The 23,258-nt window shown below is 65.9% G+C and carries 25 protein-coding genes and 1 tRNA gene; 16 read left to right on the top strand and 10 right to left on the bottom strand.

Features of this window, described 5'->3' with window-relative positions:
- The first annotated feature begins 49 nt into the window (after nt 1–49).
- Together FZP69_RS14615 and FZP69_RS14610 are read left to right on the top strand one after the other, a co-directional pair.
- Entirely contained in the window at nt 50–916 is an 867-nt protein-coding gene (locus FZP69_RS14615) for a hypothetical protein (RefSeq protein ID WP_192918593.1), read from the top strand.
- Complete coding sequence (locus FZP69_RS14610; RefSeq protein ID WP_152042135.1) at nt 913–1,668, top strand: CPBP family intramembrane glutamic endopeptidase; 756 nt, start codon at nt 913–915, stop codon at nt 1,666–1,668. Before FZP69_RS14615 ends, FZP69_RS14610 begins: the two co-directional genes overlap by 4 nt.
- 123 nt (nt 1,669–1,791) lie before the next feature.
- Here FZP69_RS14610 and FZP69_RS14605 read toward each other — a convergent pair whose 3' ends face one another.
- Entirely contained in the window at nt 1,792–2,694 is a 903-nt protein-coding gene (locus FZP69_RS14605; RefSeq protein WP_152042134.1) for an alpha/beta hydrolase, read from the bottom strand.
- 158 nt (nt 2,695–2,852) lie between these two features.
- Between FZP69_RS14605 and FZP69_RS14600 the strand changes: the two genes are divergently transcribed.
- The 5 genes from FZP69_RS14600 to FZP69_RS14580 all read left to right on the top strand — a co-directional run bounded on the left by FZP69_RS14600 (nt 2,853) and on the right by FZP69_RS14580 (nt 7,896).
- Nucleotides 2,853–3,251 (top strand): DUF5518 domain-containing protein, encoded by a 399-nt coding sequence (locus FZP69_RS14600; RefSeq protein ID WP_152042133.1) that lies wholly within the window; start codon nt 2,853–2,855, stop codon nt 3,249–3,251.
- Entirely contained in the window at nt 3,248–4,111 is an 864-nt protein-coding gene (locus FZP69_RS14595) for a CPBP family intramembrane glutamic endopeptidase (protein WP_152042132.1), read from the top strand. The genes FZP69_RS14600 and FZP69_RS14595 overlap by 4 nt, the downstream gene beginning before the upstream one ends.
- 286 nt (nt 4,112–4,397) lie before the next feature.
- The gene (locus FZP69_RS14590) at nt 4,398–4,826 is read left to right on the top strand and encodes a universal stress protein (protein WP_152042131.1); all 429 of its coding nucleotides are present in this window, start codon (nt 4,398–4,400) and stop codon (nt 4,824–4,826) included.
- A 137-nt stretch (nt 4,827–4,963) separates the two neighbouring features.
- Nucleotides 4,964–7,141, top strand: coding sequence for a heavy metal translocating P-type ATPase (locus FZP69_RS14585; protein WP_152042130.1), 2,178 nt, complete (start codon nt 4,964–4,966; stop codon nt 7,139–7,141).
- Nucleotides 7,142–7,473: 332 nt separating this feature from the next.
- Nucleotides 7,474–7,896 (top strand): hypothetical protein, encoded by a 423-nt coding sequence (locus FZP69_RS14580; RefSeq protein WP_192918592.1) that lies wholly within the window; start codon nt 7,474–7,476, stop codon nt 7,894–7,896.
- Between the two features lie 116 nt (nt 7,897–8,012).
- On the opposite strand, the gene FZP69_RS14575 is transcribed toward FZP69_RS14580, so the two are convergent.
- Nucleotides 8,013–8,087, bottom strand: a tRNA-Val gene (locus FZP69_RS14575).
- Between the two features lie 40 nt (nt 8,088–8,127).
- Nucleotides 8,128–8,385 (bottom strand): DUF7553 family protein, encoded by a 258-nt coding sequence (locus FZP69_RS14570; RefSeq protein WP_152042128.1) that lies wholly within the window; start codon nt 8,383–8,385, stop codon nt 8,128–8,130.
- Between the two features lie 134 nt (nt 8,386–8,519).
- Between FZP69_RS14570 and FZP69_RS14565 the strand changes: the two genes are divergently transcribed.
- The gene (locus FZP69_RS14565; RefSeq protein ID WP_152042127.1) at nt 8,520–9,398 is read left to right on the top strand and encodes an NmrA/HSCARG family protein; all 879 of its coding nucleotides are present in this window, start codon (nt 8,520–8,522) and stop codon (nt 9,396–9,398) included.
- A gap of 256 nt (nt 9,399–9,654) precedes the next feature.
- Here FZP69_RS14565 and FZP69_RS14560 read toward each other — a convergent pair whose 3' ends face one another.
- Nucleotides 9,655–9,894 carry a glutaredoxin family protein gene (locus FZP69_RS14560; RefSeq protein ID WP_152042126.1) on the bottom strand — a complete coding sequence of 80 codons (240 nt, stop codon included), beginning with the start codon at nt 9,892–9,894 and terminating at the stop codon, nt 9,655–9,657.
- 298 nt (nt 9,895–10,192) lie between these two features.
- Between FZP69_RS14560 and FZP69_RS22640 the strand changes: the two genes are divergently transcribed.
- Nucleotides 10,193–10,360, top strand: coding sequence for a DUF7838 family putative zinc beta-ribbon protein (locus tag FZP69_RS22640; protein WP_192918591.1), 168 nt, complete (start codon nt 10,193–10,195; stop codon nt 10,358–10,360).
- Nucleotides 10,361–10,434: 74 nt separating this feature from the next.
- The gene (locus tag FZP69_RS14555; RefSeq protein WP_152042125.1) at nt 10,435–11,067 is read left to right on the top strand and encodes a TetR/AcrR family transcriptional regulator; all 633 of its coding nucleotides are present in this window, start codon (nt 10,435–10,437) and stop codon (nt 11,065–11,067) included.
- Between the two features lie 40 nt (nt 11,068–11,107).
- On the opposite strand, the gene gcvPB is transcribed toward FZP69_RS14555, so the two are convergent.
- The 5 genes from gcvPB to FZP69_RS14530 form a co-directional block, all read right to left on the bottom strand.
- Complete coding sequence (gene gcvPB, locus FZP69_RS14550) at nt 11,108–12,544, bottom strand: aminomethyl-transferring glycine dehydrogenase subunit GcvPB (RefSeq protein WP_152042124.1); 1,437 nt, start codon at nt 12,542–12,544, stop codon at nt 11,108–11,110.
- Entirely contained in the window at nt 12,544–13,863 is a 1,320-nt protein-coding gene (gcvPA, locus tag FZP69_RS14545; RefSeq protein WP_152042123.1) for an aminomethyl-transferring glycine dehydrogenase subunit GcvPA, read from the bottom strand. The genes gcvPB and gcvPA overlap by 1 nt, the downstream gene beginning before the upstream one ends.
- Nucleotides 13,860–14,234: a glycine cleavage system protein GcvH gene (gene gcvH, locus FZP69_RS14540; protein WP_152042122.1), complete on the bottom strand. Its 375-nt coding sequence runs from the start codon at nt 14,232–14,234 to the stop codon at nt 13,860–13,862. The genes gcvPA and gcvH overlap by 4 nt, the downstream gene beginning before the upstream one ends.
- 9 nt (nt 14,235–14,243) lie before the next feature.
- A complete protein-coding gene (gcvT, locus tag FZP69_RS14535) occupies nt 14,244–15,344 on the bottom strand; it encodes a glycine cleavage system aminomethyltransferase GcvT (protein WP_152042121.1) in 1,101 nt (366 codons plus the stop codon).
- Between the two features lie 519 nt (nt 15,345–15,863).
- Nucleotides 15,864–16,136, bottom strand: coding sequence for a hypothetical protein (locus FZP69_RS14530; RefSeq protein ID WP_240137641.1), 273 nt, complete (start codon nt 16,134–16,136; stop codon nt 15,864–15,866).
- Between the two features lie 234 nt (nt 16,137–16,370).
- On the opposite strand from FZP69_RS14530, the gene FZP69_RS14525 reads away from it, so the two are divergent.
- The 4 genes from FZP69_RS14525 to FZP69_RS14510 all read left to right on the top strand — a co-directional run bounded on the left by FZP69_RS14525 (nt 16,371) and on the right by FZP69_RS14510 (nt 18,884).
- A complete protein-coding gene (locus tag FZP69_RS14525; protein WP_152042120.1) occupies nt 16,371–16,826 on the top strand; it encodes an NYN domain-containing protein in 456 nt (151 codons plus the stop codon).
- A gap of 64 nt (nt 16,827–16,890) precedes the next feature.
- Complete coding sequence (locus FZP69_RS14520) at nt 16,891–17,250, top strand: hypothetical protein (protein ID WP_152042119.1); 360 nt, start codon at nt 16,891–16,893, stop codon at nt 17,248–17,250.
- A gap of 77 nt (nt 17,251–17,327) precedes the next feature.
- Nucleotides 17,328–18,173 carry a TatD family hydrolase gene (locus FZP69_RS14515; RefSeq protein ID WP_152042118.1) on the top strand — a complete coding sequence of 282 codons (846 nt, stop codon included), beginning with the start codon at nt 17,328–17,330 and terminating at the stop codon, nt 18,171–18,173.
- A gap of 126 nt (nt 18,174–18,299) precedes the next feature.
- Entirely contained in the window at nt 18,300–18,884 is a 585-nt protein-coding gene (locus FZP69_RS14510; protein WP_152042117.1) for a DUF2150 family protein, read from the top strand.
- A 70-nt stretch (nt 18,885–18,954) separates the two neighbouring features.
- On the opposite strand, the gene FZP69_RS14505 is transcribed toward FZP69_RS14510, so the two are convergent.
- Nucleotides 18,955–20,544 carry a hypothetical protein gene (locus FZP69_RS14505; RefSeq protein ID WP_152042116.1) on the bottom strand — a complete coding sequence of 530 codons (1,590 nt, stop codon included), beginning with the start codon at nt 20,542–20,544 and terminating at the stop codon, nt 18,955–18,957.
- 189 nt (nt 20,545–20,733) lie between these two features.
- Between FZP69_RS14505 and FZP69_RS14500 the strand changes: the two genes are divergently transcribed.
- Together FZP69_RS14500 and hmgB are read left to right on the top strand one after the other, a co-directional pair.
- Nucleotides 20,734–21,726: a type IV pilin N-terminal domain-containing protein gene (locus FZP69_RS14500; RefSeq protein ID WP_152042115.1), complete on the top strand. Its 993-nt coding sequence runs from the start codon at nt 20,734–20,736 to the stop codon at nt 21,724–21,726.
- Nucleotides 21,727–21,836: 110 nt separating this feature from the next.
- Nucleotides 21,837–23,174, top strand: a complete 1,338-nt coding sequence (hmgB, locus tag FZP69_RS14495) for a hydroxymethylglutaryl-CoA synthase (protein ID WP_152042114.1) — start codon at nt 21,837–21,839, stop codon at nt 23,172–23,174.
- Nucleotides 23,175–23,258: the final 84 nt, after the last annotated feature.

The raw sequence follows: 23,258 nt of genomic DNA, 5'->3' as shown, positions 1-23,258 counted from the left end.
CCTCCCCACCAACATGGGTCGTTCGTTCTCGGATGAGCGGGGTGCATCGATGAACGTGCGCCGTGTACTCCTCGTCGTCCTCGTCGCGTTTCTCGTGGTCGTCGCCGCAATTGTTGGTGGGTTGTTCCTCTACTCCCAACATCTCTATCGCGACAGTTACGGGAGCGACTACACGTACGAGGTCCGCATCTCACCTTCCGCGATGATTACGAACGTGACTATCCTCGTGCCGCTCCCGAACCGAGATGGCGACTCATTTCTCGACACTGCCGACGTGCGACACCCGTTCACACCGGACGGATGGACGTACGACGTTGTCGCTACCGACGCTGGACCGATGCTCCGCGTTCGAGCGGACGAGATCCCGACCGATCCGACGTACCACTACAGTGTCGTGAGAGACGACCGCCTCGTTCGATGGGAGACCATCCCACCCGACGAGTACGACCCGACGAACGAGAGTCACCTCCGCGTCGAACACGAGGACGTCGAGATCGACGCCAGGGTCGAGGGTGAGGCCACCATCGAAACCCGATCACCGGTCACGAGCGAACCACTCCTGCGCCCCCACGAGAATCGCACCGAAACGGCCTGTTTCATGACCCGAGGGGAGGAAGAGACGTGTTACGTGTACGGCGGCCGTGTCTTCGTCTCGTACGACGCCGACCCCGACACCACGGTGTACGTTGCTGTCGAACTCCGGGGGACGAACAGCTGGTGGGTGTTCGGCTGGAACTTCAACGAGTACACGGATCGTCAATCCGTCGAGGTGGTCGGCTCACGGGACGGGTGGATAGTAACCGAGGGTGAACTCGAGACTGGACGAGGGAACTACCGTGCACCGCCGGAGTCGGTCCCCTCGCTCGTCCAGAGCGTTGCCACCGAAGCGACCAATAACAAAATTCCACTGATATGAGTACGAGATTCCACACGGCAGGCGACGAGTCGTCCACGCCGATGCTTCCAGAGACCGGCCTAACCCGAACCCAACAGGTCCGGGGCTTGCTCCTCCTCGGGGTGTTCGTCGTTCTCCGAGCGCTCTTGGTGAGGGTCTGGGATCGATACTTTGGCGGCGGTTACAGCACCGACCCGATGTTCCTCCTGTTCCTCGGCGGCGTGTTCCTGGTCCTCTCGGTCGGACTGGTCTATCTGGGCTTCACACGGTGGGTCGGTGTCGACCTCCGGACGTGGTGGGTCTCCCCGTCGCAGCTCCGTGGCGACTTCGTGTGGGGTGTCGTCGGTGTCGTTGCCGTCCTCGTTGTCACGGTCACCAGCGTGCTGGCGGTCATGGCACTCGTTCCCGGGCTCTCGCCCGTCGGTGATGCAGGGGTAGCGCCGGAGCCATCTGTGGTCGCCCCTGGGGGGCAGGCAACCGGGGTCGTCGTCAACCTCCTGCTCGGTTGGTTCTTCGGGTTCGCCATCGCGGCGTTCCAAGAAGAGACGCTCTTTCGCGGCTTTCTCCAGAGCCTGCTGTCCGAGCGCTACGGCCGATTCACCGCAATCGTCGGCCAGGCTACCGTCTTCTCACTCGCCCACCTCGGCTACTACCCCGTCTCGGCGTGGCCGCTCCTGCTGGTCGTCTTTCTCGTCGGCATCATCACCGGGTGGCTCGTCGATCGGCGCGGGACACTCCTGTCGGCCGGGATCGCACACGGGTTCGTCGGCTGAGCCGTCTCGTCTCCATTCACTGACTATTACCGACTTCGAACCTCGGGGGCACCGACATCGGCACGAGAGACCGGCTCGGCGTGAGAAGGTCACTGGTCGTCGATTGGACGTCTGTATTCCAGATCAATCCCGGAGGTGTCGAAGCAGAAACTCCGTCTCGCGTTCGACGAGCGTCTCGAATGGCTCCCCCCGATATAGGTCGAAGTGGCCGAGCGGATATCTGACTCGTTCCACGTCGTCGAGTTCACGCACCAGTCGGTCGGTCGTCGATTCGGGGATAATGGTGTCGTCCGTTGCCTGGGCGACGAACACCGGTGCGTCGACCGCGCTCGCACGGGCCACCGGTCGGTACGCCAGAGCCGTGAGTACGACCCGAGCGGGACAGCGGTTGTCCCAGTCTTCGTCGTCGGGAATCAACCCCTGAATGCCGCGAAGCGCGTCAGGCGTGTTCAGAACTGCGAACTCGTCCGGGTGTCCGGCGAGGGGAACGTAGTACGGTCGACGACCAGTGAGCGCTCGTCCGAAGTCCCGCAGCCCCGCCGCGACGCCGCGCTTCAGATATTCGACACCTCCACGGTGGACCCGATGGAGGGCCGTCCGGGGACCGTCGACGAACGGGATCTGGGCGACGACGGCCGAGACTGCATCGACGCGCGCTGCGACCTCGACGACGTGCCCGCCGCTGAACGAGGTGCCCCAGAGCGCGATCCGAGTCCCGTCGACGACCGGCAATGATCGAACGTACTCGACGGCGGCGAGCCAGTCGGTACGATGTCTGAAGGGATCGACCAGGTTGCGCGGCACTCCGTCGCTCGCCCCGAAGGTGCGGTAGTCGAAGAGAAACACGGCAAGACCCCGTTCGGCGAACCACTCGGCGAATGCGGGCAGCCGCCAGGTCCGCTCGCCGCCGAACCCGTGTGCCATGACCACGACCGGCGGATCGGTCACCTCGGCCGGCAGGTAGAGCCAGCCGGCACAGGCGACGCCCCGACTCTCGAACGAGTGCTCGTGACGGGTGACCTCCATCGAACTCACTACCGTAGCCAGCCCCGTTAACCGTTCTCGTCCGTTGTCTCGGACGACAGATCGGTATCGAGCCACGGGTCGGACCTCCTCGGAAGATGGCTCCCAGTTCCCGGGAACGGCCCATGGGAGCTAACCCGACAGCCATCCAACCGTTCTCCATGGTAGATCAAACTGAATTGCGCAACGCGGTACTCGGTGCAGTCGTAACTATCGCCCTCTCGTTCACGGGCTTTTCGCCACTGTTTGGTGGCGGAACGGCCGGATACCTCCAGCAGGAGCCCCCCAAGCGCGGTGCGAGAATCGGCGCCATCTCGGGTGGACTCGCGACCCTCCCCATCGTCCTGATACTGGTCCTCGGGTTCGTGCTGTACCTCGGACGCGCCTCGATGTTCGGACTTCCTGGTGGTGTGGAGCTGGCGATTATCCTCTTCGTCATGTTCCCGCTGCTGTTCGCCTGGATCATCGGGCTGAGCGCCATCGGTGGATATCTGGGTGCGTATCTGGCTCAGGAGACCCGGTCGGGGCAAAGTGGAACAGCGTCCCCGGAACGCGGATGAGTCTCACGGAAGGTGGATCGGGGATGACGACCGGCGACGGACTCGCCTCCCGCCTCCGCGAGAGCGTCAGCCTGTGGGGGTACGTGGCCATCTATCTGGGGTGGGCGTGGCTGTTCTGGGGGTTCGTCATCCTCTCGGGCGAGAGCGTCTGGACGTTCCCGAACGTCCTCTTGTTCTATCTCGGGTCGTTGAGCCCGCTGATCGGGGGAATCACGATGATACGTCGGTCCGATGGGATGGCCGGTCTCCGCGAACTGTGGGACCGGATCAGTAATCCTCGTCGCATCAGACCGCGCTGGTACGTCGTGATCTTCCTGCTGTATCCCGGTCTCACGGTCGTCGCTGGCGGGCTCGCCGTCCTGACCGGGGCCACGACACGACCGTTCGATCCGGTCTCGACGTTCCAGCGGCTCACGAATCCACTCAGTCTGTTCGCCTTCTTCGGCTTCACGGTCGGTGCGGGACTGGTCGAGGAGACGGGTTCGACCGGCTACTTCCTCGATCGACTGATGGGCATCTGGAGTCCGGTCACAGCCGGCCTCATCAGCGGCGCCGTCTGGGCGAGCTGGCACATCCCCTTTTTTCTGATGGAGGGCTACTACAGTCAGGCGTCGTACCAGCCGATCGTCTGGCGGTTCTTCGCGACGTTCGTTTTCCTCGAGACACTGTACGCCTGGATCTACGACAACACCTCCCGGAGCGTCCTCGCCGCCGTCCTCTTCCACCTGATGATCAACCTCCCCGGCGAACTGCTCGCACCGTCGCAGGTCGTCCGCTGGTACACGTTCTTCTTGCTGGTACTCGTGACGGTCGGTGTCGCCCTGTGGCGACGGCGCGATACGACAGGGGTGTTCGGCTGAACGAGTCCGTGTCGTGAGAGACGACTACCCACCAACCATCTGATGACGATCTCGGTGAACGTACTGGTGCTGTGGCTGCTCCCCGTGAGCTGGCTGATCCACGACCTGGAAGAAATAGCCCCGATCAACAGGTGATCCCGTCGATGGGACCTGCGGGGGAGCGACGATCTGACGTCAGTGTAGCGTCGGCTCGTCGGGGCGGTCGCATCGACGCGACAGAGAGGCTCCATCGCCGTACCACACCAAGACGGTATGCTCATATGTCCTCGCATGGCAAGCTACTGTCATGCCGGAGACGATTCTCGTCCCTATCGATGGCTCACCACTCGCTGAGCGTGCGTTACGCTACGCCCTCGAGACCTTTCCAACCGCGTCGGTCACGACGATCTACGTGATTAATCCAGTCGACTCGATTTTTGTGGCGGAGACCGGTGGGCTCCCCGCTGCTAACGAATGGTACGAGACAGCGCAGGAGAGAGCCGAGACGATACACGAAGACGCGAGAGCAATCGCCGACGAATTCGACGTCGAACTCACGACCGTGACAGCGGTCGGTCGGCCAGCGCGTGAGATCCTCGATTACGCCGACGAACACGACATCGATCAGCTCATTATGGGGAGCCACGGTCGAGACGGCATCGAACGGGCACTCCTCGGGAGCGTGGCAGAAACGGTGACGCGAAGCGGCCAACAACCAGTGACCATCATCCGATGACCTTTTGCTCGGCTGTATCGAGTGTACCGAAGAGAACCAGGTTCCGGACGAACGTTCGACGCGGCACCTCCTATCGAATCGATGTCGGGGGACCTCGTCGGTTCCAGACGATAGACACCCAGTGAGACGTGTACGACATGGCACAACCGGACATAGCCGCACAGTCGACATGCACGCTCCCCGTCGAGCGACGGGGTGGGCGTGGCGAAGCAGGAGCCCGGTCAGTCGAACGAGCGCTCGAAGCCACACCGGGTGTTCACGATGCGGACGTCTCGTTCCGAACCGGGCGTGTTCGTCTCTCGTACGACGAGAGCGTCGTCACCAGAGACGAACTCGAACGACTGGTTCGAGACCACGACGTCGCCGTTCGAGACGAGGCAGAGTCCTCCTCGGACGACGTGAGTACGCGGGCGGACCTACAGCGAGAAGCCGTTTTCGTCGCATTGACTCTCGCTGGGATGGTCACCGGCCTGGTGACGGGATGGCTCGACGGTCCACAACTGCTGGGATGGGCGGGCTACAGTGTCGCGTACGTCTTCGGCGGGTGGTACGGGCTCAAAGGAGCGATCGAGACGCTTCGTCACCACGCTGTCGACATCGACCTGTTGATGATCGTCGCCGCACTCGGCGCGCTCTCCATCGGCGCCCCGTTCGAGGGAGCGATGCTCCTCTTCCTGTTCTCGCTGTCGAACACGCTCCAGCACTACGCCATCGGGCGCTCGCGGCGGGCGATCAGATCCCTCGTCGAGATGCGGCCCGAGTCCGCACAGGTGCTGCGTGACGGTGAGGAGGTCACGATGCCCATCGACGAGGTCGAGGTCGGTGACGTGTTCATCGTCCGCCCGGGTGACCGAATTCCGCTCGATGGCGTCGTCGCCACCGGAGAGAGCGCGGTGGATCAGGCCTCGCTCACCGGCGAGTCGATGCCAGTCTCGAAAGCACCCGGCGACGAGGTGTTCGGTGGAACGATCAACGAGACCGGGAGCCTGGAGATCGAGGTCACGCGGGAAGCTCACGAGTCAGCTATCACCCGTCTCATCCACATGGTCGAGCGCGCCCAGAGCGAGAAGGCCCCTACCCAGCGGCTCATCGACCGACTCGAACAACCGTACGTACTGGGGGTGTTCGGACTCACGGTTGCGGCGATCGCCGTCCCGCTCGCCCTCGGCAGTGAGTTCACGAGTACGTTCTACCGGGCGATGACGCTCATGGTCGCCGCCTCGCCGTGTGCAGTCGTCATCTCGACGCCCGCTGCGGTCCTGTCGGCTATCGCCTCGGGCGGGCGGCAGGGCGTTCTGTTCAAGGGCGGTGAGCACGTCGAGACGGCGGCGACCATCGACGCCGTGGCGTTCGACAAGACGGGGACACTCACGGAGGGGAACACGCAATTGACGGACGTGATCGTCCGCGATGGAGAGCTGGACAAGGCCTCGGGCGAAGACGACTTGCTCGCGCTCGCAGCTGCGGTCCAGGCCCGGTCTGAGCACCACCTGGCACGAGCGACTGTCACTGCGGCAAAGAACCGATCCCTCGATGTCGTCGAGGCGCGTGGATTTCAGGCGGCTGCTGGAAAGGGTGTTCGAGCGACGGTTGGAGACGCGACGGTTCACATCGGGAACCGGAGTTACTTCGAGACCGTCGTCGCGGATAGCGCGATTGACGGGGTCGAGCGTGGATTAGAGCGGCTGGCGTCACTCGAGGCGGAGGGAAAAACGAGTGTCCTCGTCGCTCGGGAGACGGACGACACTGTTCGCGTGCTCGGTTGGCTTGCCTTCACTGATAGCCTGCGTCCGGGGGCGGCCGAGATGGTCGCCGAGTTGCGGTCCCTCGGCGTCGACCAGATCGTGATGTTGACGGGTGACAACGAACGGGTGGCACAGCGGATCGCAGAGGAGGTCGGGATCGACGAAGTGCAAGCAGAACTCCTCCCAGAGGAGAAAGTGAGAACGATCGAGGAACTGGTGGCTCGCCACGAGAACGTGGCGATGGTCGGTGATGGTGTCAACGACGCACCGGCGCTCGCGACAGCGACCCTCGGGATCGCGATGGGTGGTGCCGGGACGGACGTCGCGCTCGAAACCGCCGACGTCGTGTTGATGGGTGACGACCTCGGCAAAATCCCGTACGTCCTTGGATTGGGACGGAAGACTCGCCGGACGCTCACGATCAACCTCGCCATCGCGTTCGGTGCGATCGGGCTAATGGTCGGGACGATCCTTCTGAGCGGAATTCCGCTTCCGCTCGCTGTAATCGGTCACGAGGGATCGACGGTCGTCGTCTCTCTGAACGGCCTCCGTCTGTTGGGCTATCGCTGATGAGGGTCACACTGTAACAAGGTGCGGTTCTCCCTTCTCGAAACGTGTGAGTGATCTCGGACGCCGTGTGGAATTTAATCTCGGTATTCAGTATGCCCCTCTGGATAGCTCCTCAGTCGTTCACCGTGACCCTGCGAGAGACGAGGCGCGAGTCGGTCGGTCGAATAACGAGAACCTCTACCGATACCAGCAACTGAGGTTTCACCTCTACGCCACAGTCGTTGTCGGAATCAGTGTCATCGCCACGTGGCTCGACAATACGGCTGGGGGCCGTGTCCTCGTGCCCGTCGTCTTCCACACGCTCTCGAACGCGGTGTCGGTAGCGACTGCCAGTGGGGTTCTCGGACCGGGCGCTCGACGGACGACGGTACGAGCGACTCGCCATCCTGGAGCCGCACAAGAGCGGCTACCTGCACGTCCACCTGGCGGTGTTCGTCGACGGGCTGGTGACTCGCTCGACGTTCGAGCCGGTGATCGAGGCGCACGTCCGCAACTGTGACCTCGCGAAGCCGGAGGCGCACGCGGTCGATGATGACAGCACGGTCTCGGTGCGGCACGCTGGACGAGATCAGGACCTTGACGACGATGGTGCGCTCGACGAGCTGGCGATCTACCTCGCGGCGTACTTGGGCACCTACGGTGACGATCCCCTGGAGGCCCCCGAGCACGTCCAGATGGCGAACGCGGCGCTCTGGGCGACCGGCCGGCAGCGGTGCCACAGGCAATCATCCTCGACGATGTCGCAGCCGCAATAGTCGCAAATGGGCGGGTCAAGTTTGACGATCCGCGTCACTGGAATCACCACTAAAAGCGCGCTGACAGACCCACGGATTTTGCCGCCGCTGACAGGCTAAAAACCGTTATAAGTGGATGGGTTGGGGCGGATTCGAACCGCCGGCCTGCTCCGTGTGAAGGAGCCGTCATAACCGGGCTAGACCACCAACCCGCGCAGCAACTCGTACCCGTGGCCGGGACTTAAGAGTTACTTACTCGGCCGCCTGCTGCTCGCGCTTGCGGTAGCCCTCGATCCGCTCACGGGCCGTTCGGACGGGCTCTCGGTCTTCGACCTTGCGGATCTCCGAGCGGAAGCGGTCGAGGCGCGTCTGTTCGTCGTCTTCGTCCTCCCAGCCGAACCGTTCGCGCATCGCGGCCTCCAGCGGTGCCAGCTCCTCTTCGAGCCCGATCCGGAGGTGGTCGAACGCCCGTCCCAGGTAGTACCACGCGTCTTCGAAGTGTTTGTTCATATCTGCCCTTACGCAGGCGACAGATATGAGCGTTGTGGGTCGGTATCAGCTCTAAGATACTCTCAGTCGACGACACGTCCGTGCTGTCACGGCTCAGCGTCTCTTTTTCTCCGCTCGACGCGATCTCTCTCACCATGGCAACGAAGCGTGTGCTCGTCAGCGGTGCGACGGGCCAGCAGGGCGGTGCAGTCGTCGACGCGCTCCTCTCGGGCGAGTACGGCGAGTACGACGTCTCCGGCATGACCCGCAGCGCCGAGAGCGACGCGGCGGCGGCACTCGCTGCGCGCGGCGTCCACGTCGTCGAGGCCGACCTGAACGACCGGGCGTCGCTCGACGCGGCAGTCGAGGAGATGGAGTACGTCTTCCTCGTGACGACGTTCTTCGAGGACGGTCCCGAGGCCGAGGCCGATCACGGCCGCCGGATGATCGACGCCTGCGTCGACGCCGGCGTCGACTACGTGGTGTACTCGTCGGTCGCCAGCGCGGACACGGCCCCGCTCGAACACTTCGCGTCGAAGGCCCGTGTCGAGGAATCTCTCGTCGACTCCGGACTCGACTGGACGATCGTCCGTCCCGTCTACTTCATGCAGAACTTCACCTGGCTGGCGGCGTCCATCCGCGACGGGGAACTCGCGGTGCCCCTCGCCGAGGACGTCTCGCTCGGCGTCGTCGACGTCGGCGATATCGGTCGGACCGTCGCGACGGCGTTCGCCGACCCCGCGTCGTGGCGCGGCGAGACGGTCGAGATCGCGGGCGACGAACTGACGCTCGAGGGGTTCGCGGCCGCGTTCTCGGCGGCACTCGACCGCGACGTCCGCGCGGTTCACCTCGACGTCGAGGCGTACCGGGCGGAGGGTGGTGACGAGATGGCCGACATGTACCGGTGGTTCAACGAGGGCGGCTACGACATCGACGTCGACGCACTCTCCGAGCGGACGGGCATCGACTACGTCACGTTCCCCGAATACCTCGACGCACACTGGGCGTCGCGTTCGGCTCCGGCGTCGGCCTGAGCGGGCATCCTCGACTGCTGCCGTTGCCTCCGCAGTGGGCCGCTACACGCGTCGCGGCCTCGCTGGTCGGGGGGTCGTCCCGGCCCGTTTCGACGGACCGTCGTCTTCGGAGGCCGCGTGTGTTCTTGAGATCGCGTGCGTCCGACGAACCGAGCCGAGCCGTGGCGAAGAAGCCGAGCCGTGTGGAACAGCGCCCTCGCGTCTCCGGGCGAGGGTTCGCTCGACGTTCTTCAGGCGAGGGTTCGCTCGACGTTCTTCAGGCGAGGGTTCGCTCGACGTACTGGAGGATCTTCTCGCTCTCGGCCATCGTCACTCCGTGGTCGTCGTCGACGAGGACGGGGACTCCCCGCTGGCCGCTGACGCGTTTGACCTCGTTCCGCTCGGAGTGCATGGCTTCGACCCACTCGGTCTCGTAGTCGATTCCCGCCGCGTCGAGCGCGTCGTGGACCTTCTCGCAGTACGGACAGCCGTCGAGCGCGTACAGAGTGAGAGACATCACCTGCCCTACGCGCGCCCCGAGGAAGTAAGTTGGCCACCGACATCGCCGACCTCGACTTCTGACATCACCGACCCCGACTCCTGATACCGTCGAGCTTGGCTTCTGCCACACTCGACTCGGCGCTCCGGCCTGGCGCCGCACGCGACAGCTCTGTCTGTCCGGGTGTGACGGCGAGCCGGAGGGATACGGCGGAGACGGCTCGTCCGCTTCGAGAGACGTCTCCACGCGGCCTCCGGTTCCGTGGCGGGATCCGGCGAACCAACATCTTCAACACCGTCCTCTCCCATCCTCGTGTATGAGTCTCGAGATGGAACACCACTGCCCCACGTGTAGCGAGGATCGAACGTTCTGGCGGACGGCGAGCACGAAACTGCACCTCGGCGAGAAGATCAAGTGGCGTTGCGGGGAGTGCGACTACGCCTTCGTTCGCATCGGCGACATCGACACGTCGGTCGAAGCCTGAGCCGACGGGAGAGAGACTGTCAGGACGGAACGCCGACCGAAGCCGCTTTTACGTCTGACTGAATATTCATTCAAATGGGGCACACCGAGATGTTCGCCGATGCGCCGCAGGGGACGCGGACCGACATCATGCGAGCGACGTACGCGGCCCTGACGAAGCACGGTTACGCCGATCTGACGATCCAGCGCATCGCCGACGAGTTCGACAAGAGTAAATCCCTCCTCTATCACCACTACGACGGCAAGGACGCGCTCCTCGTCGACTTCGTGGGCTTTCTCATCGACCAGTTCGAGGCCGAGATGGAGGCGACGGACGACGCGGCACCCCCCCGCCGTCTCGACGAGTTCTTCGACCGGTTGCTCCCGGTCGCCGCCCCGGAGGAGCGGTGTGAGTTCGACCGCGTCTACGTCGAACTCCGCGCGGCGGCAGCGCACGACCCCACGTTCCGCGCGAAGTTCACGGAGACCGACCACGCGCTCCGTGACCGACTCGCCGACGTCCTCCGGGCCGGCATGGAGTCGGGCGACTTCCGCGAGGGTGACCCCGTCCGGATCGCGGAGTTCCTCCTGGCGACGACGCTCGGCACGCTCGTCGGGGGTGCGACCTCCGACGACGGGTGGCAAGCCAACATCCGGGCGGAACTCGACGCTCACGTCTCCGCGCGGCTCGAACTCGACGGCGACGGACGACGCTCGGCGACCGAGTGAGGGTCGCCGCGCCGACGGGCGACCCCGGATCGGTTCCTGCTCAGTCCTCGCCCGCGGCAGCGCTGTCTTCGTCGCCGAGCGCGTGCCACGACAGCTGTGGGTCCCGGGCGGCACCCACCTGGTCAATCCGTCGGGCGGCCGTCCGCGTCGGCGCGTCGGCGAGCGTCTCGTCGTCCTCGGCGTACACGCGGTTGAACGCCGCCGCGAGATCGTCCAGCGACGCCCTGTTCTCCACCTCCGTCGGTTCGGTGAGCATCGCCTCGGGGACGAACTCGGGCCACTTCGTCGTCGGCGGGTGGACGCCGTAGTCGAGCATCCGTTTGGCGACCTCGGCGGCGTCGCGGCCACCGGCGGTCGCGGCGAACTCGTGGTGGAACGGGCCGTAGGGGATGTCGAAGTCGATCCGTGAGCCGAGGTAGTTGGCGTTCAACACGGCCTTCGCGGACGTGTCTCGGAGCCCCGCGTCGCCGAGCCGTGAGATGTACGCGTACGTCTTGAGGAGGACGAGCCAGTTGCCCGCGTAGCCGTGGACTTTCCCGATCGAGTGGGCTGGCTCGTACAGTTCGTAGCCGCCGTTCGACGCCCGGACGTGGGGATCCGGGAGGAAGTCGGCGAGGTCGGAGACGACGCCGACCGGGCCGGCTCCGGGACCGCCGCCGCCGTGCGGGGTCGCGAACGTCTTGTGGACGTTGTAGTGCATGATGTCGAAGCCCATATCGCCGGGGCGGGCCCGCCCGAGCAGCGCGTTGAGGTTCGCCCCGTCGTAGTAGAGCAGTCCGCCGGCGTCGTGAACCATCTCCGAGATCTCGACGATGTCGCGCTCGAACAGCCCCACCGTGTTGGGGTTCGTCAGCATGAGCGCCGCCGTCTCGTCGCCGACCGCCGCCTCGAGCGCGTCGAGGTCGACGCGGCCGTCCTCCCCCGAGGGGAGTTCGACCACCTCGTACCCCGCCATCGCGGCCGACGCGAAGTTGGTCCCGTGCGCCGAGGCGGGGATGATCACCTCCGAGCGGTCGTGGCCGTTCGCCTCGTGGTACGCCTTCGCGATCAGGATGCCCGTGAACTCGCCCGCCGCACCGGCGGGTGGCTGGAGCGTCACGGCGTCCATCCCGCCGATCTCCGCCAGGTACTCCTGGAGGCCGTGCATGATCGCGAGCGACCCCTGGACCGACTCGGGCGAGCGGTCGGGGTGGACCGCTCCGCTCGGGAGCGACGCGACGTCCTCGGTGAACGAGGGGTTGTACTTCATCGTACACGACCCCAGCGGGTAGGGACCGGTCTCGACGCCGTAGTTCATCTGCGACAGCCGCGTGTAGTGACGGGCGAGTTCCGGCTCCGAGAGCGAGGGGAGCGACACGGAGTCGCGGGTGAGCTCGTCCGGGAGCGCGGAGTCGACCGCGACCTCGGTCTCGTCCTTCTCCGAGAGGAGCGGTTCGTACGTCCCGTCGCGGCTGTAGCGCGCCTGGTCGTACCGCATCAGGCCACCTCCTCGAACGCCGCGACGAGGGCGTCCGCGTGCGCGCGATTCGTCTCCGTGACGCAGATCTGGACCCGGTGGTCGCCGACGACGTGGACCGCGAACCCCTCGGATTCGAGGTCTGCGGCGACGGCCTCGGCGGGCTGGTCGGTGTGAGCGACGAACTCCCGGAAGTGGTGGCGGTCGTGGACGGGTGCCTGCAGTCCCGACACCTCGTCGAGCCGGATCGCGAGGTCGCGGGCGTCAGTCACACAGTCTTCGGCGAGGTCGACCAGGCCGCCGGCACCGAGTGAGGCGACGTGCATCGCCGTCCGGAGCGCGACCCACGCCTGGTTCGTGCAGATGTTCGACGTGGCACGTTCCTTGCGGATGTGCTGTTCGCGCGTCTGGAGCGTGAGCGTGAACGCGCGGTTCCCGGCGGCGTCCTCGCTGGCCCCGACGAGCCGACCCGGTACCTGCCGCAGGAACCCCTCGCGGGTGGCGAACAGCCCCAGCCCCATCCCGTAACTCGTCGGGAGCCCGAGCGAGTCGGCGGTGCCGACGACGACGTCCGCGCCGACCGACGCCGGCTCCTCTAGCAGCGCCATCGCGACGAGGTCGGTGCCGAGACAGAACAACGCATCCTCGTCGGTCGCGAGTTCGCCCACGGTCGAGAGCGACGGTTCGATCACGCCGTGGACGGTCGGCGACTCGGCGTACACCATTACGGTGTCTTCGTCGACGCGGTCCGCGAGCGCGTCCACGTCGACCGCGCCGTCGTCCATCGGATACCGTTCGATCGACAGCTCCGCGCCGTCGACGTAGTTGTCGAGGACACCGGCCTTCCCCCTGTGGAGGTGGTCGGGGACGAGCACGGTCGACCCGCTGGCCTGGCGCACCCGTCCGGCGAGCCGTGCGGCCTCGCCGAGCGCGGTGGCGGCGTCGTACATCGAGCAGTTCGCCACGGGGAGCCCCGTGAGTTCGGCCAGGATCGACTGGTACTCGAACAGCGCCTGCAGGAACCCCTGGGTGATCTCTGGCTGGTACTGCGTGTACGAGGTCAGGAACTCCGACCGCCGCGAGAGGTCCGACACGAGCGAGGGCACGTAGTGGTCGTAGTGGCCCCGTCCCAGAAACTCCACGAGGTCGTCGTTCCGTCCGAGCCTCGCCTCGATCTCTCTCCTGACGCTCGCTTCGGACTTCGAATCGATGCCGAACGATCCCTCGAACGCTACCTCATCGGGGATATCGAACAGCTCTGCCTCCGAGTCGACCCCGACGACGTCGAGCATGGCTTCGGTTTCGGAAGCCGTATGCGGGGCGTACGGACTCCCAGTCATTCGATCTGCTCGCGGTACTCCTCGGCGGAGAGCAGGTCGTCGAACGACGCGTCGTCGGCGTCGAGTTCGAGCATCCAGCCGTCGCCGAACGGGTCCTCGTTGACCAGTTCGGGTCGATCGAACAGTTCCTCGTTGACCGCGACGACCTCGCCGGAGACCGGTGCGTACAGGTCGGAGACGGCCTTGATCGACTCGACGACGCCGAACGAGTCGCCCGCGCTCACGGTGTCGCCTTCCTGCGGGAGTTCGACGAACACCACGTCGCCGAGTTCGTCCTGTGCGAAGTCGGTGATGCCGACCCGCGTGGGCGCGTCGGTCGTGATCCACTCGTGCGATTCCAGATACCGTCTGTCGTCAGGTACTTCGAACATTGTTGTGTGTTAGCGGTCGATAAACGGCGGTTCGACGACTCTCGCGGCTTTCCCCGAGCCGCGTACCACGACGTCGACGCGGGTGCCTGGCTCGGCGTAGTCGACGGGGAGGTAGCCGAGCGCGATCGCCTTCGAGAGCGTCGGACTCATCGTTCCGCTGGTGACGTGGCCGAGGTGGTCGCCCGCCTCGGTCGTGAGGTCGTAGCCGTGGCGGGCGATCCCACGGTCGAGGAGTTCGATACCGACGAACCGCTCGTCGACGCCCTCGCGCTGGACGCGCTCGAGCGCGTCCCGGCCGACGAACTCGGTGTCGAGGTCGACGGCGAAGCCGATTCCGGCCTCGAACGGGTTCCGGGGTTCGTCGTCGGGGTGGAAGTCCTGTCCGGAGAGCAGGAACCCCATCTCCATCCGTAACGTATCGCGGGCACCCAGGCCGCACGGCGGACACTCGTCGTCGTCGACGAACGCGTCCCACACCCCCTCGGCCTCGTCCCACGGGCAGAGCACCTCGAAGCCGTCCTCGCCCGTGTAACCCGTCCGCGCGAGGAGACAGGTCGTGCCCGCGATCGACACCTCCTCGATCGCGAACCGAGCGAGCTCGAGAGGGGTGGCGGTCGCCTCGTCGACGAGGCCGGGTGAGTTCGGACCCTGGACCGCGAACATCGCCCAGTCCTCGGTCGTGTTCCGGACTGTCGCGTCGAACCCCCACTCGTCGCGGTGTCTCGTCCACCACTCGACGGTCTCCTCGTCGTGGCCCGCGTTCGGGACGAAGAGGTACGTTTCGTCGCCCGTCGACGGCAGTCGGTAGACGATCGTGTCGTCGACGATGATCCCTTCGTCGGTCGTGATCGCCGCGTACTGGGAGTCGCCGGGGGACAGCGCCGTCACGTCGTTCGAGGTGAGTCGCTGCATCAACGCCGTGGCGTCGGGCCCGGACACTTCGATCTCGCCCATGTGCGAGACGTCGAAGATCCCCGCCCGTTCGCGCACGGCCGTATGCTCGCGCCTGATGGAGTCGAACTCCACGGGCATGTCCCACCCACCGAACTCGGTGAACGTCGCGTCCCAGTCGGCGTGAACGTCCCGCAGTGGCGGCTTCCGAAGGGCCATGCGGGACGATTGTCGGGGGCAAAGTAATGCTTTGGTATCCCGGTGAGCGGGAAACCGACCGTCTGCCGGCTTTGACACCTCGCCGATCGGTCGCTGTCGACCTTCCCGGGTCGCCCGCCGGTCACTCTCTCCCGCCCGCAGGTGCCCACGCTCGACGGAGCACTCACGCGGCCGCCCCGCCCGCGATGAGTAGAGTTATGTAGATCGACGCATAAAGTAACTACAATGGTAGTAAGTATTTTTACGACGGGCGGCGAGGGCGAAACGATCTCCGAGACCAGGCAGACGGCGACGTTCGCGGACATGTCGGCCGCGATGCGTCGACGCTGAACGCACGGCCGTCCGCGGGACAGCACGTCTTCTCGCCGGTGCGGCACGACGTCGGGTCGGACTCTCTCCACACGCAGTACTGACCGTGCGGAACGCGGGTCCCCGTGAGACAGAGCGATACAGGCGACAGACCGGGCCGTCGAGACAGGGTGGACCTGGTAGCAGAGCGCGGTGTCGTAAGAGAGCGCGTCAGGCGCGAACCGGCGTTGGCTTCCCACTACCGCCGACGAGTCTCGTCGCCTTCCAGACGTTCGCCCTGACGCCGGCACGCTCGACTGCCATCCGGACCTGTGAGCCTTCGGTGAGCGACGCCAACCGTTCGCGCGTCTTACCGTTCTCGTAGTCGACGACGTGGTACGTCGCGTGGCCTTCGGCCGACTCTACCGTGATGGCACCGTGGCCGTTCATCGAATCTGTAATAATAAACGATGAAAGGCTTTTTTCGCTCATGGTTTCGCTCATATCAAATTACAGCGACTGTAGCCACATAAGTGTAAAGATAAATGTGTAGCAACGTGATGAAGGTGTATTAGGCTGTACTAGTGATCCGCCCTGTCGTGGTGGTGCGTCACGGGGTGTCACGCCGACTCCCCCGGGATGCGTCTGGCCGGAGCGGCACGGGCTGGACGAGTCGACGGCGGCTCCGGCCCGCGCCCGAATCACCACAGCTTTGAGCCGATCGGCAGTAACGGCCGTATGGACCTGTTCGGCCGGCTGTTCGCCGGGGAAACCACCGACAGTCCCCGGGTCGCGCTGTTCGTCGACGGCCCGAACGTCCTCCGCGACGAGTTCGACGTCGACCTCGACGACCTGCGGGCGGCCGCTCGTCGGTACGGTCGCCCGGCCACGACCAGGCTGTACGTGGACGAACACGCCACCCCGGGACTCATCCAGGCCGCCGAAGCGCGGGGGTTCGACGTGGTGGTCACCAGCGGTGACGTCGACGTCAAACTCGCCGTCGACCTCACTCGCCTGGTCGCCGAGGGGACCGCCGACGTGATCGCGCTCGTCTCCCGCGATACCGACTTCAAACCCGCGCTCGAGGTCGCGAACGAGTACGGCGTCCGGACCGTGGCGATCGCGCCGGGATCGCACGGCCGCTCCGACGCGCTCCGCAACGCCGCCAGCGAACACGTCACGCTCGACGAGTGAGGGGTACGTCGGTGACGCGTCGGCGGGTGGAAACGCTCTTGAAACTCGCGGTCCTCCCACCGTTATGGGACTCATCGATTCGATCGTCGGGTTCGTCGTCAGCCTCCTCGTCGGCGGGTTCGGCATCTACGTCGGTGCCCGCGTCGTCGTCGGCGAGCGCGACTTCGACCACGCGGTCGTCACTGCACTCATCGGTGCGGTCGTCTGGGCGCTCGTCGGTCTCTTTCTCGGGTGGATCCCGTTCCTCGGCGTGGTCCTCACGCTCGTGGCGTACGTCGGGGTGGTGAACTGGCGCTACCCGGGTGGCTGGGTCTCGGCCGCGGGCATCGCGCTCGTCGCGTGGGTCGCCTCGCTCGTCGTGCTGGCGGTGCTCTCACTGTTCGGCGTCGGCTCGCTGTCGGCGTTCGGCGTCCCGGGTGCCTGACCCGACGCGAGCGCGAGACCTGTGCCTGTCCCGGCACGAATCCGGCCTCCTTTTGTGTCCGACGCCGTACGCCCGGCATGGACCTCGGTACGCCGGTACTCGACGACCACTTGCATCTCGACCCCGCACACGGACAGGGCATCGAGGCCGTCGAGGACTTCGCTCGCGTCGGCGGCACCCACCTCCTCGTCGTCAACAAGCCCTCGTGGCAGCTCGGCGTCGAGGTGAAGTCGGGCGACGATTTCCGGGCCGTCTTCGAGACCACGATCGCGGTCGTCGACCGGGCCTCGGACGTGCTCGACGGGCGAGCGTGGCCCGTCCTGGGCGTCCATCCGGGGCTCGTCTCGCGGCTGGTCGACGAGCGCGGTTTCGAACCGGCGGCGGCTCGCGATCTCATGCAGGACGGCCTCGACGTCGCGGCGGAGTACGTCGCGGAGGGTCGCGCGCTCGCGCTCAAGTCCGGACGCCCCCACTACGACGTCACCGACGCGGTGTGGGAGGCCTCGAACGACGTGCTCCGCCACGCGCTGTCGCTCGGTGCGGACTGCGGCTGTGCGGTCCAGCTCCACACCGAGGCGACGGAGGATCTGACCGCGGTCGGCGACTGGGCCGAGGAACGTGGTCTCCCCCGCGAGAAGGTAGTCAAACATTACGCCAGCGGGACGTTCCGCGGCGTGACGCCGAGCGTGATGAGCGAACCGGACTGGCTCCGTGAGGCGGCCAACCGGGAGGAGCCGTTCCTGATGGAGACGGACTTCATCGACGACCCCGACCGGCCGGGCGCGGTCCTCGGGCCGAAGACCGTCCCGCGACGCGTCCGGACGCTGCTCGACGAGGGCTACGACGACGCCGTCCGCCGCGCACACGTCGAGACGCCCGCACGCGTCTACGGGATCGACACCGAGGCGACGCTGGAGCGGTGAACGACGGGCGCGACGGATCTGGGATCGGCTTCGAACCTCGAACCCCGTCGCGTGTGGCGGGTGTGACCCGCTCGCACCGAGCCTCGGAGAAGAAAGGCCTTTGACGACGGGAGGAGACGCTCACGTATGACCGAGGCAGAGGAGTCTTACTACTCCGAAGAACGCTGGCAGAACTGGCTGTCGCGGGTCGCCGAGGAAGACCTCGACCCCGAGAGCGAGGAGTCGGCTCGACTGCTGTTCAACATGCAGGACGACGCCGCCATCGCGGTCGCGAAGGTGCTCTCCGCGTACAAAGACGAGGTGGTCGACGACGAGACCGCCCTCGAGGAGATCCGCGAGATCGGTGAGATCGTCCTCTCGGAGGTCGAGTTCGAGAGCGAGGAGAAACTCATGCTCGTCGACGGCGTCCAGATGAGCCTCCGGTGCGTCTTCGCGGCCGCCGAGGAGTACGTCGCCAGCGGCCCCGCCCCCGAGGGGACCATCCGCGAACACGTCGAGGCTGCGGTCGCCGCCGAGGAGGAGGAAGACCTCGACACCGCGTTCGCCCACGTCGTCCAGGCGGGGACGCTCGTCATCGAGGACGACGACGAACTCGACGTATCGGTGCTGGAGGACATCGACTACGGTCTCGTCTCGGACTGGGTGTCGGGATTGGACTCGCTGCAGTCGGCGCTGGCGGACCCTGAGGTCATCGAAGAGGACGACGAGTAACCGGGCCCTCCAACTGGAGCGGGCCGAACGGACGGTTTTCGGTGCTCTGGCAGGTGAACCGAGCGGTCGGCTACGGCTTCTGGATCACGACGAAGTACGTCTGTCTCCCGTCGACCTTGTCGAACGTGACGGTCGCGACGAAGAAGTCCCCGTCGGTGTTGACACCGCCGGGACTGAAGCTGATCGTCACCGTGTCGAGCCCCGGGTCGAGCACGGGTTCGTTCGGGAGCGTCTCGATCGTCCCGGGAATCCCGACCGTCTTCCCGCCGATCGTCGCCGTGTCGGCGACCTCCCCACCGCTCGAGATCGGGTGGTAGAACGAGAAACGGATCGACGTGATCCGCACCGACTCCGACAGCGTGTTGTCGAACGTTATCGTCGCGTTCGTGCTGCCCCCGCCGGACTCGATCGCCTCGACGAGCTTGATGCTGCCGTCCTCGGCTGGGTTGATGCTGTCCGTCCCCGTGTCGGTCCCCGCAGCCTGTCGGGCGAGCGTGATCGTCGTCTCGTTGTACGGGGAGCGTCCCGCTCCGTCGATCTCGGCAGTGAGCGTCGCTACGTCGGTGGTCTTGCTGATGTTGAACTCGACGCTGGCACGCCCGTCGGCTCCGGTCGTCACGGTCGTCGTCGTGGCACCACCGGGGAACGACCCGTCCGTGGCGGTAAACTCGACGGTCGACCCCGCGACGGGATTGTTGTACACGTCCCGGACCTCCACTCCGATCGCTCTCGTCCCCGTCGCCGGCACCTGTGTCCCGTTCCCGTCGACCGGGACGATGTACTGCGGAGCCGTCTCCGGCTCGATTCCCGAGTCGCTACTGTCGCGGACCGTCACCTTCGCCAGCCGGAGCGTGTACCGCGCGGAGCCGTCGAACGTCACGTCGACGCGGGAACCGTTGACCTCGGTCCCGACCACGTTCGGGTTGCCGCGGAGGCTCCGCGCGCCACTGGAGGCGTTCCACGCCGTCGCGTCGCCGGGCACCGGGAGGGTGATGGTGAAGTCGCTCCCGCCGTCGCCTGTCACGGTGACCGAGCGCGTGGCGACGCTCGTCGGTGCGGCGGAGAGCGACGTCGAGATCCCCCCGGTCTCGACCTCGCCGTCGACGGTCACCAGCGTGATCCGGTTGCCCGAGAGGAACGACTGCTCCGTGAGCGCGACCTGGCCGCCGCTCCCGAGCCGGTACGTTCCGACGCCGGAGACGACGACCGGCGACGCGTCGAGCTCGTTGTACCCGGGGTCGAACTCGACGTGCCTGGTGCTGTAGTTCCGTGGTCCACGGGTATCCGTGTCCCAGAACCCACGGACGTTGCGGTGCTCACCGGAGACGGCTTGGACGCCGGCGATCGTCACGTTCCGCGTCGCGGTGGTCCGGACCGTCCCCGCCGCCGGGCCGGGGTTGACGAGTATCGTCCGTGTGGGGTATCTCACGCCCGTCTGGACCGTCTGGCCCGTCTGGGAGCCCTGGGTCCCGGCGGCGAGGACGTCGTGGTAGTACGCGGTGAGGTCGTCGCTCGCCTTGACGTAGCTGCCGAACTCGACGCCCCTGTTCTCTTGCGGGACGACGAACGCCTGGGTGAACGAGAGGCCGACGATGAGCAGACCGAACAGCAGGATCGCTCCGATCTGTATCGACTGTCCACGATCGTCACCCTCGAACATCAGTCGAACGATGCCGGAGTCGGGTTATATGTGTGGCGACGTGGTTATCAATATAGAGATGATGAGTCGCCTCTCGTCTCGTGCTTCCTGTGGAGCGTGGGTTCGGGCGCCGGTCATCCCCCGATATTAATATCAATCGTAATATTTGGTACGAGGGTGATATGTACCGACACCGCGAACCACCACGTCATGCACGCGCCCGACGGGCGGGGTCAGGCCAACGTGATCGGCGTCCTCCTCCTCACGGGCATCGTCGTCTCCGCGGCTGCCGCGTTCGGTGGGTTCTATCTCACCTCTACCCTCGAGCAGTCGTCGTCTGCCGCGTCCGACGTGGACGTGGTCGCGATCGACCGCGGCGGAACCACGACGTTGACCGTCCGACACACGATCGGGGAGACGATAGACGACGGCCAGGTCGTCCTCCGGTCGCGGGGCGAGATCCACGAGATGCCCGACTCGTTCGTGGAGGGAACGAGGTGGACGACCCCGATATCCGGGGCTCCTGCCGGAACCCGCCTCGACGTCCTCGTCGTCGAGAACGCGACGGGAACGGTCGTCTTCGAGGGCCGTGTGACTGTCGTGGAGCCGACGCTGACGGCGACCCCGGCACCAGCGTACGGACCACCCACGACGACGCCCACACCCGCGTCACCCCCCACGTCGACTGCGACGCCGACGTCCACGTCGACCGCGACACCGATGGTCACGCCCACCGCGACATCGACTGCGACACCGACGTCCACGCCCACCGCGACATCGACCGCGACACCGACGTCCACACCACCTCCGGACGATCCTCCGACGATCACGACGTTCGACGTCACGTCACCGGGCAAGTCGGGCAAGATCGACGCCGACTGGGCCGTCACGGACGATGCCGAACTCACGTCTCTCGACCTCACGGTCAGACGAGACGGGGCGATCGTCGCGGAACGGTCGCCCGACGTGTCCGGGACGTCGCAGACTGGCGAGACCCAGTTCAAGGACCTCGACGGGGGAACGTACGAGGTCGAGATCGTCGTCCGGGACTCCGGAAACGCAGCGACGACGGCCACGGAGACCGTGACCGTCGAATCGCCGGGTAGCGGGGGCAACGGCAATGAGAACGGGAACGGCAGTGGGAACGGCAATGGCAACGGCAGTGGGAACGGGAACGGCAATGGAAACGGCAAGGTGGTCTAGGAGACGGCGGTGAACACGGCGGGGTCGTCTACCGTGTGTCCCGGGATGTTCGACGTTCGACGTAATCGCCATCGACAAACCCATATGTAGCTCCGCAGTAACAGTCGGCCATGACACGCGTGGGGATCGACGCCATCGAGATCTGGACCGGCAAACTTCAACTGGACCTCCCGAACACGTTCGCGCCGACGAAGGGGGACGACCCCGAGAAGTACACGAAGGGGCTGGGTCTGTACACCTCGTCGATGCCCGACGTCTACGAGGACATCGTCACGATGGGTGCCAACGCGGCCAAGCGCCTGATGGACCGCCGCGGGCTCACACCCCAGGCCATCGGTCGGATCGACGTCGCCACCGAGTCGGCGTTCGACAACTCCAAACCCGTCTCGACGTACATCGCGGGCTGTCTCGAACAGGTGTACGAGGGCGACTTCCACCACGCGAACAAGGGCGAGCGGAAGTTCGCCTGCGTCGCGGGCACCCAGAGCATCGACGACGCGTACAACTGGATCAAAGCCGGCAGACACCGGGGTCGCTCGGCGCTCGTGATCGCCACCGACACCGCGCTCTACGCCAGAGGGGACCCCGGCGAGGCGACGCAGGGTGCGGGCGCCGTCGCCATGCTCATCTCCGAAGACCCCAGCGTGGTCGAACTGTCGACCGACCAGGGGTACGGGTCGGCGGACGAGACGGACTTTCTCAAGCCGAACCAGCAGTTCCCCTCCGTCGACGGCAAGCGCTCGATGAAGGTGTATCTCGCACGGATGCGCGAGGCGCTCGAGGATTACGAGTCGGTCGCCGGGCGCACTCACCCCGACGACTTCGCGTACATCCCCTTCCACACCCCGTTCCCGGGGATGGTCCGCCGGGCCGCGCTCCTCGGCTACCGCCACATGACGCGCGACACCGAGATCGAGGACGAACTCGCCGCCGAGATCGGTCGCCAGCCCCGCGAGGAGGCGTTCGACGGCTGGGACGCCTACGAGAACGCCATTCGCGACTACATGGACGGGCTCAAGGGGACGGACAGGTACCGCGACTGGTACGACCGCACGATCGACCCGACGCTCACCCTCTCGGGACAGCTGGGCAACTGGTACACCGGTTCGGTCCACCTCGCGCGAGCGTCGGCGCTCCAGACGGCCGCAGAGACGGGCCGCGGGCTGACGGGCGAGAAACTCCTCGTCGGGTCGTACGGGTCGGGTGCACAGGCGGAGATCCACGCCGAGACCGTCCAGGACGGCTGGAAGGAGGAGATCCAGCAGCTGACTATCGACGAGCAGATCGCCCGCCGCTACGACCTCTCGTTCGACGAGTACGAGCAGGTCCACGACGTCCACAACCACGACAAGGAGATCGACGTCGAGGAGTTCACCGCTCCGGTTGGGGAGTTCGTCTTCGCCGGGTGGGGTCGGATGAACGAACGCAAGTACGAGTACGTCGAATAGCCCCCTCCGCGAGATCGTCGCTCACACGCGCATCGGCCACCCGCTCGCCTGTCCGCCCCTCGCCGTGTCCGGTCGTTCAAGTAC

The organism is Salinigranum salinum (genome assembly GCF_009176545.1).
Taxonomy (GTDB): domain Archaea; phylum Halobacteriota; class Halobacteria; order Halobacteriales; family Haloferacaceae; genus Salinigranum; species Salinigranum salinum.
Note: the sequence above shows the minus strand (reverse complement) of the source record. Positions and strands in the feature narration are given on the sequence as shown.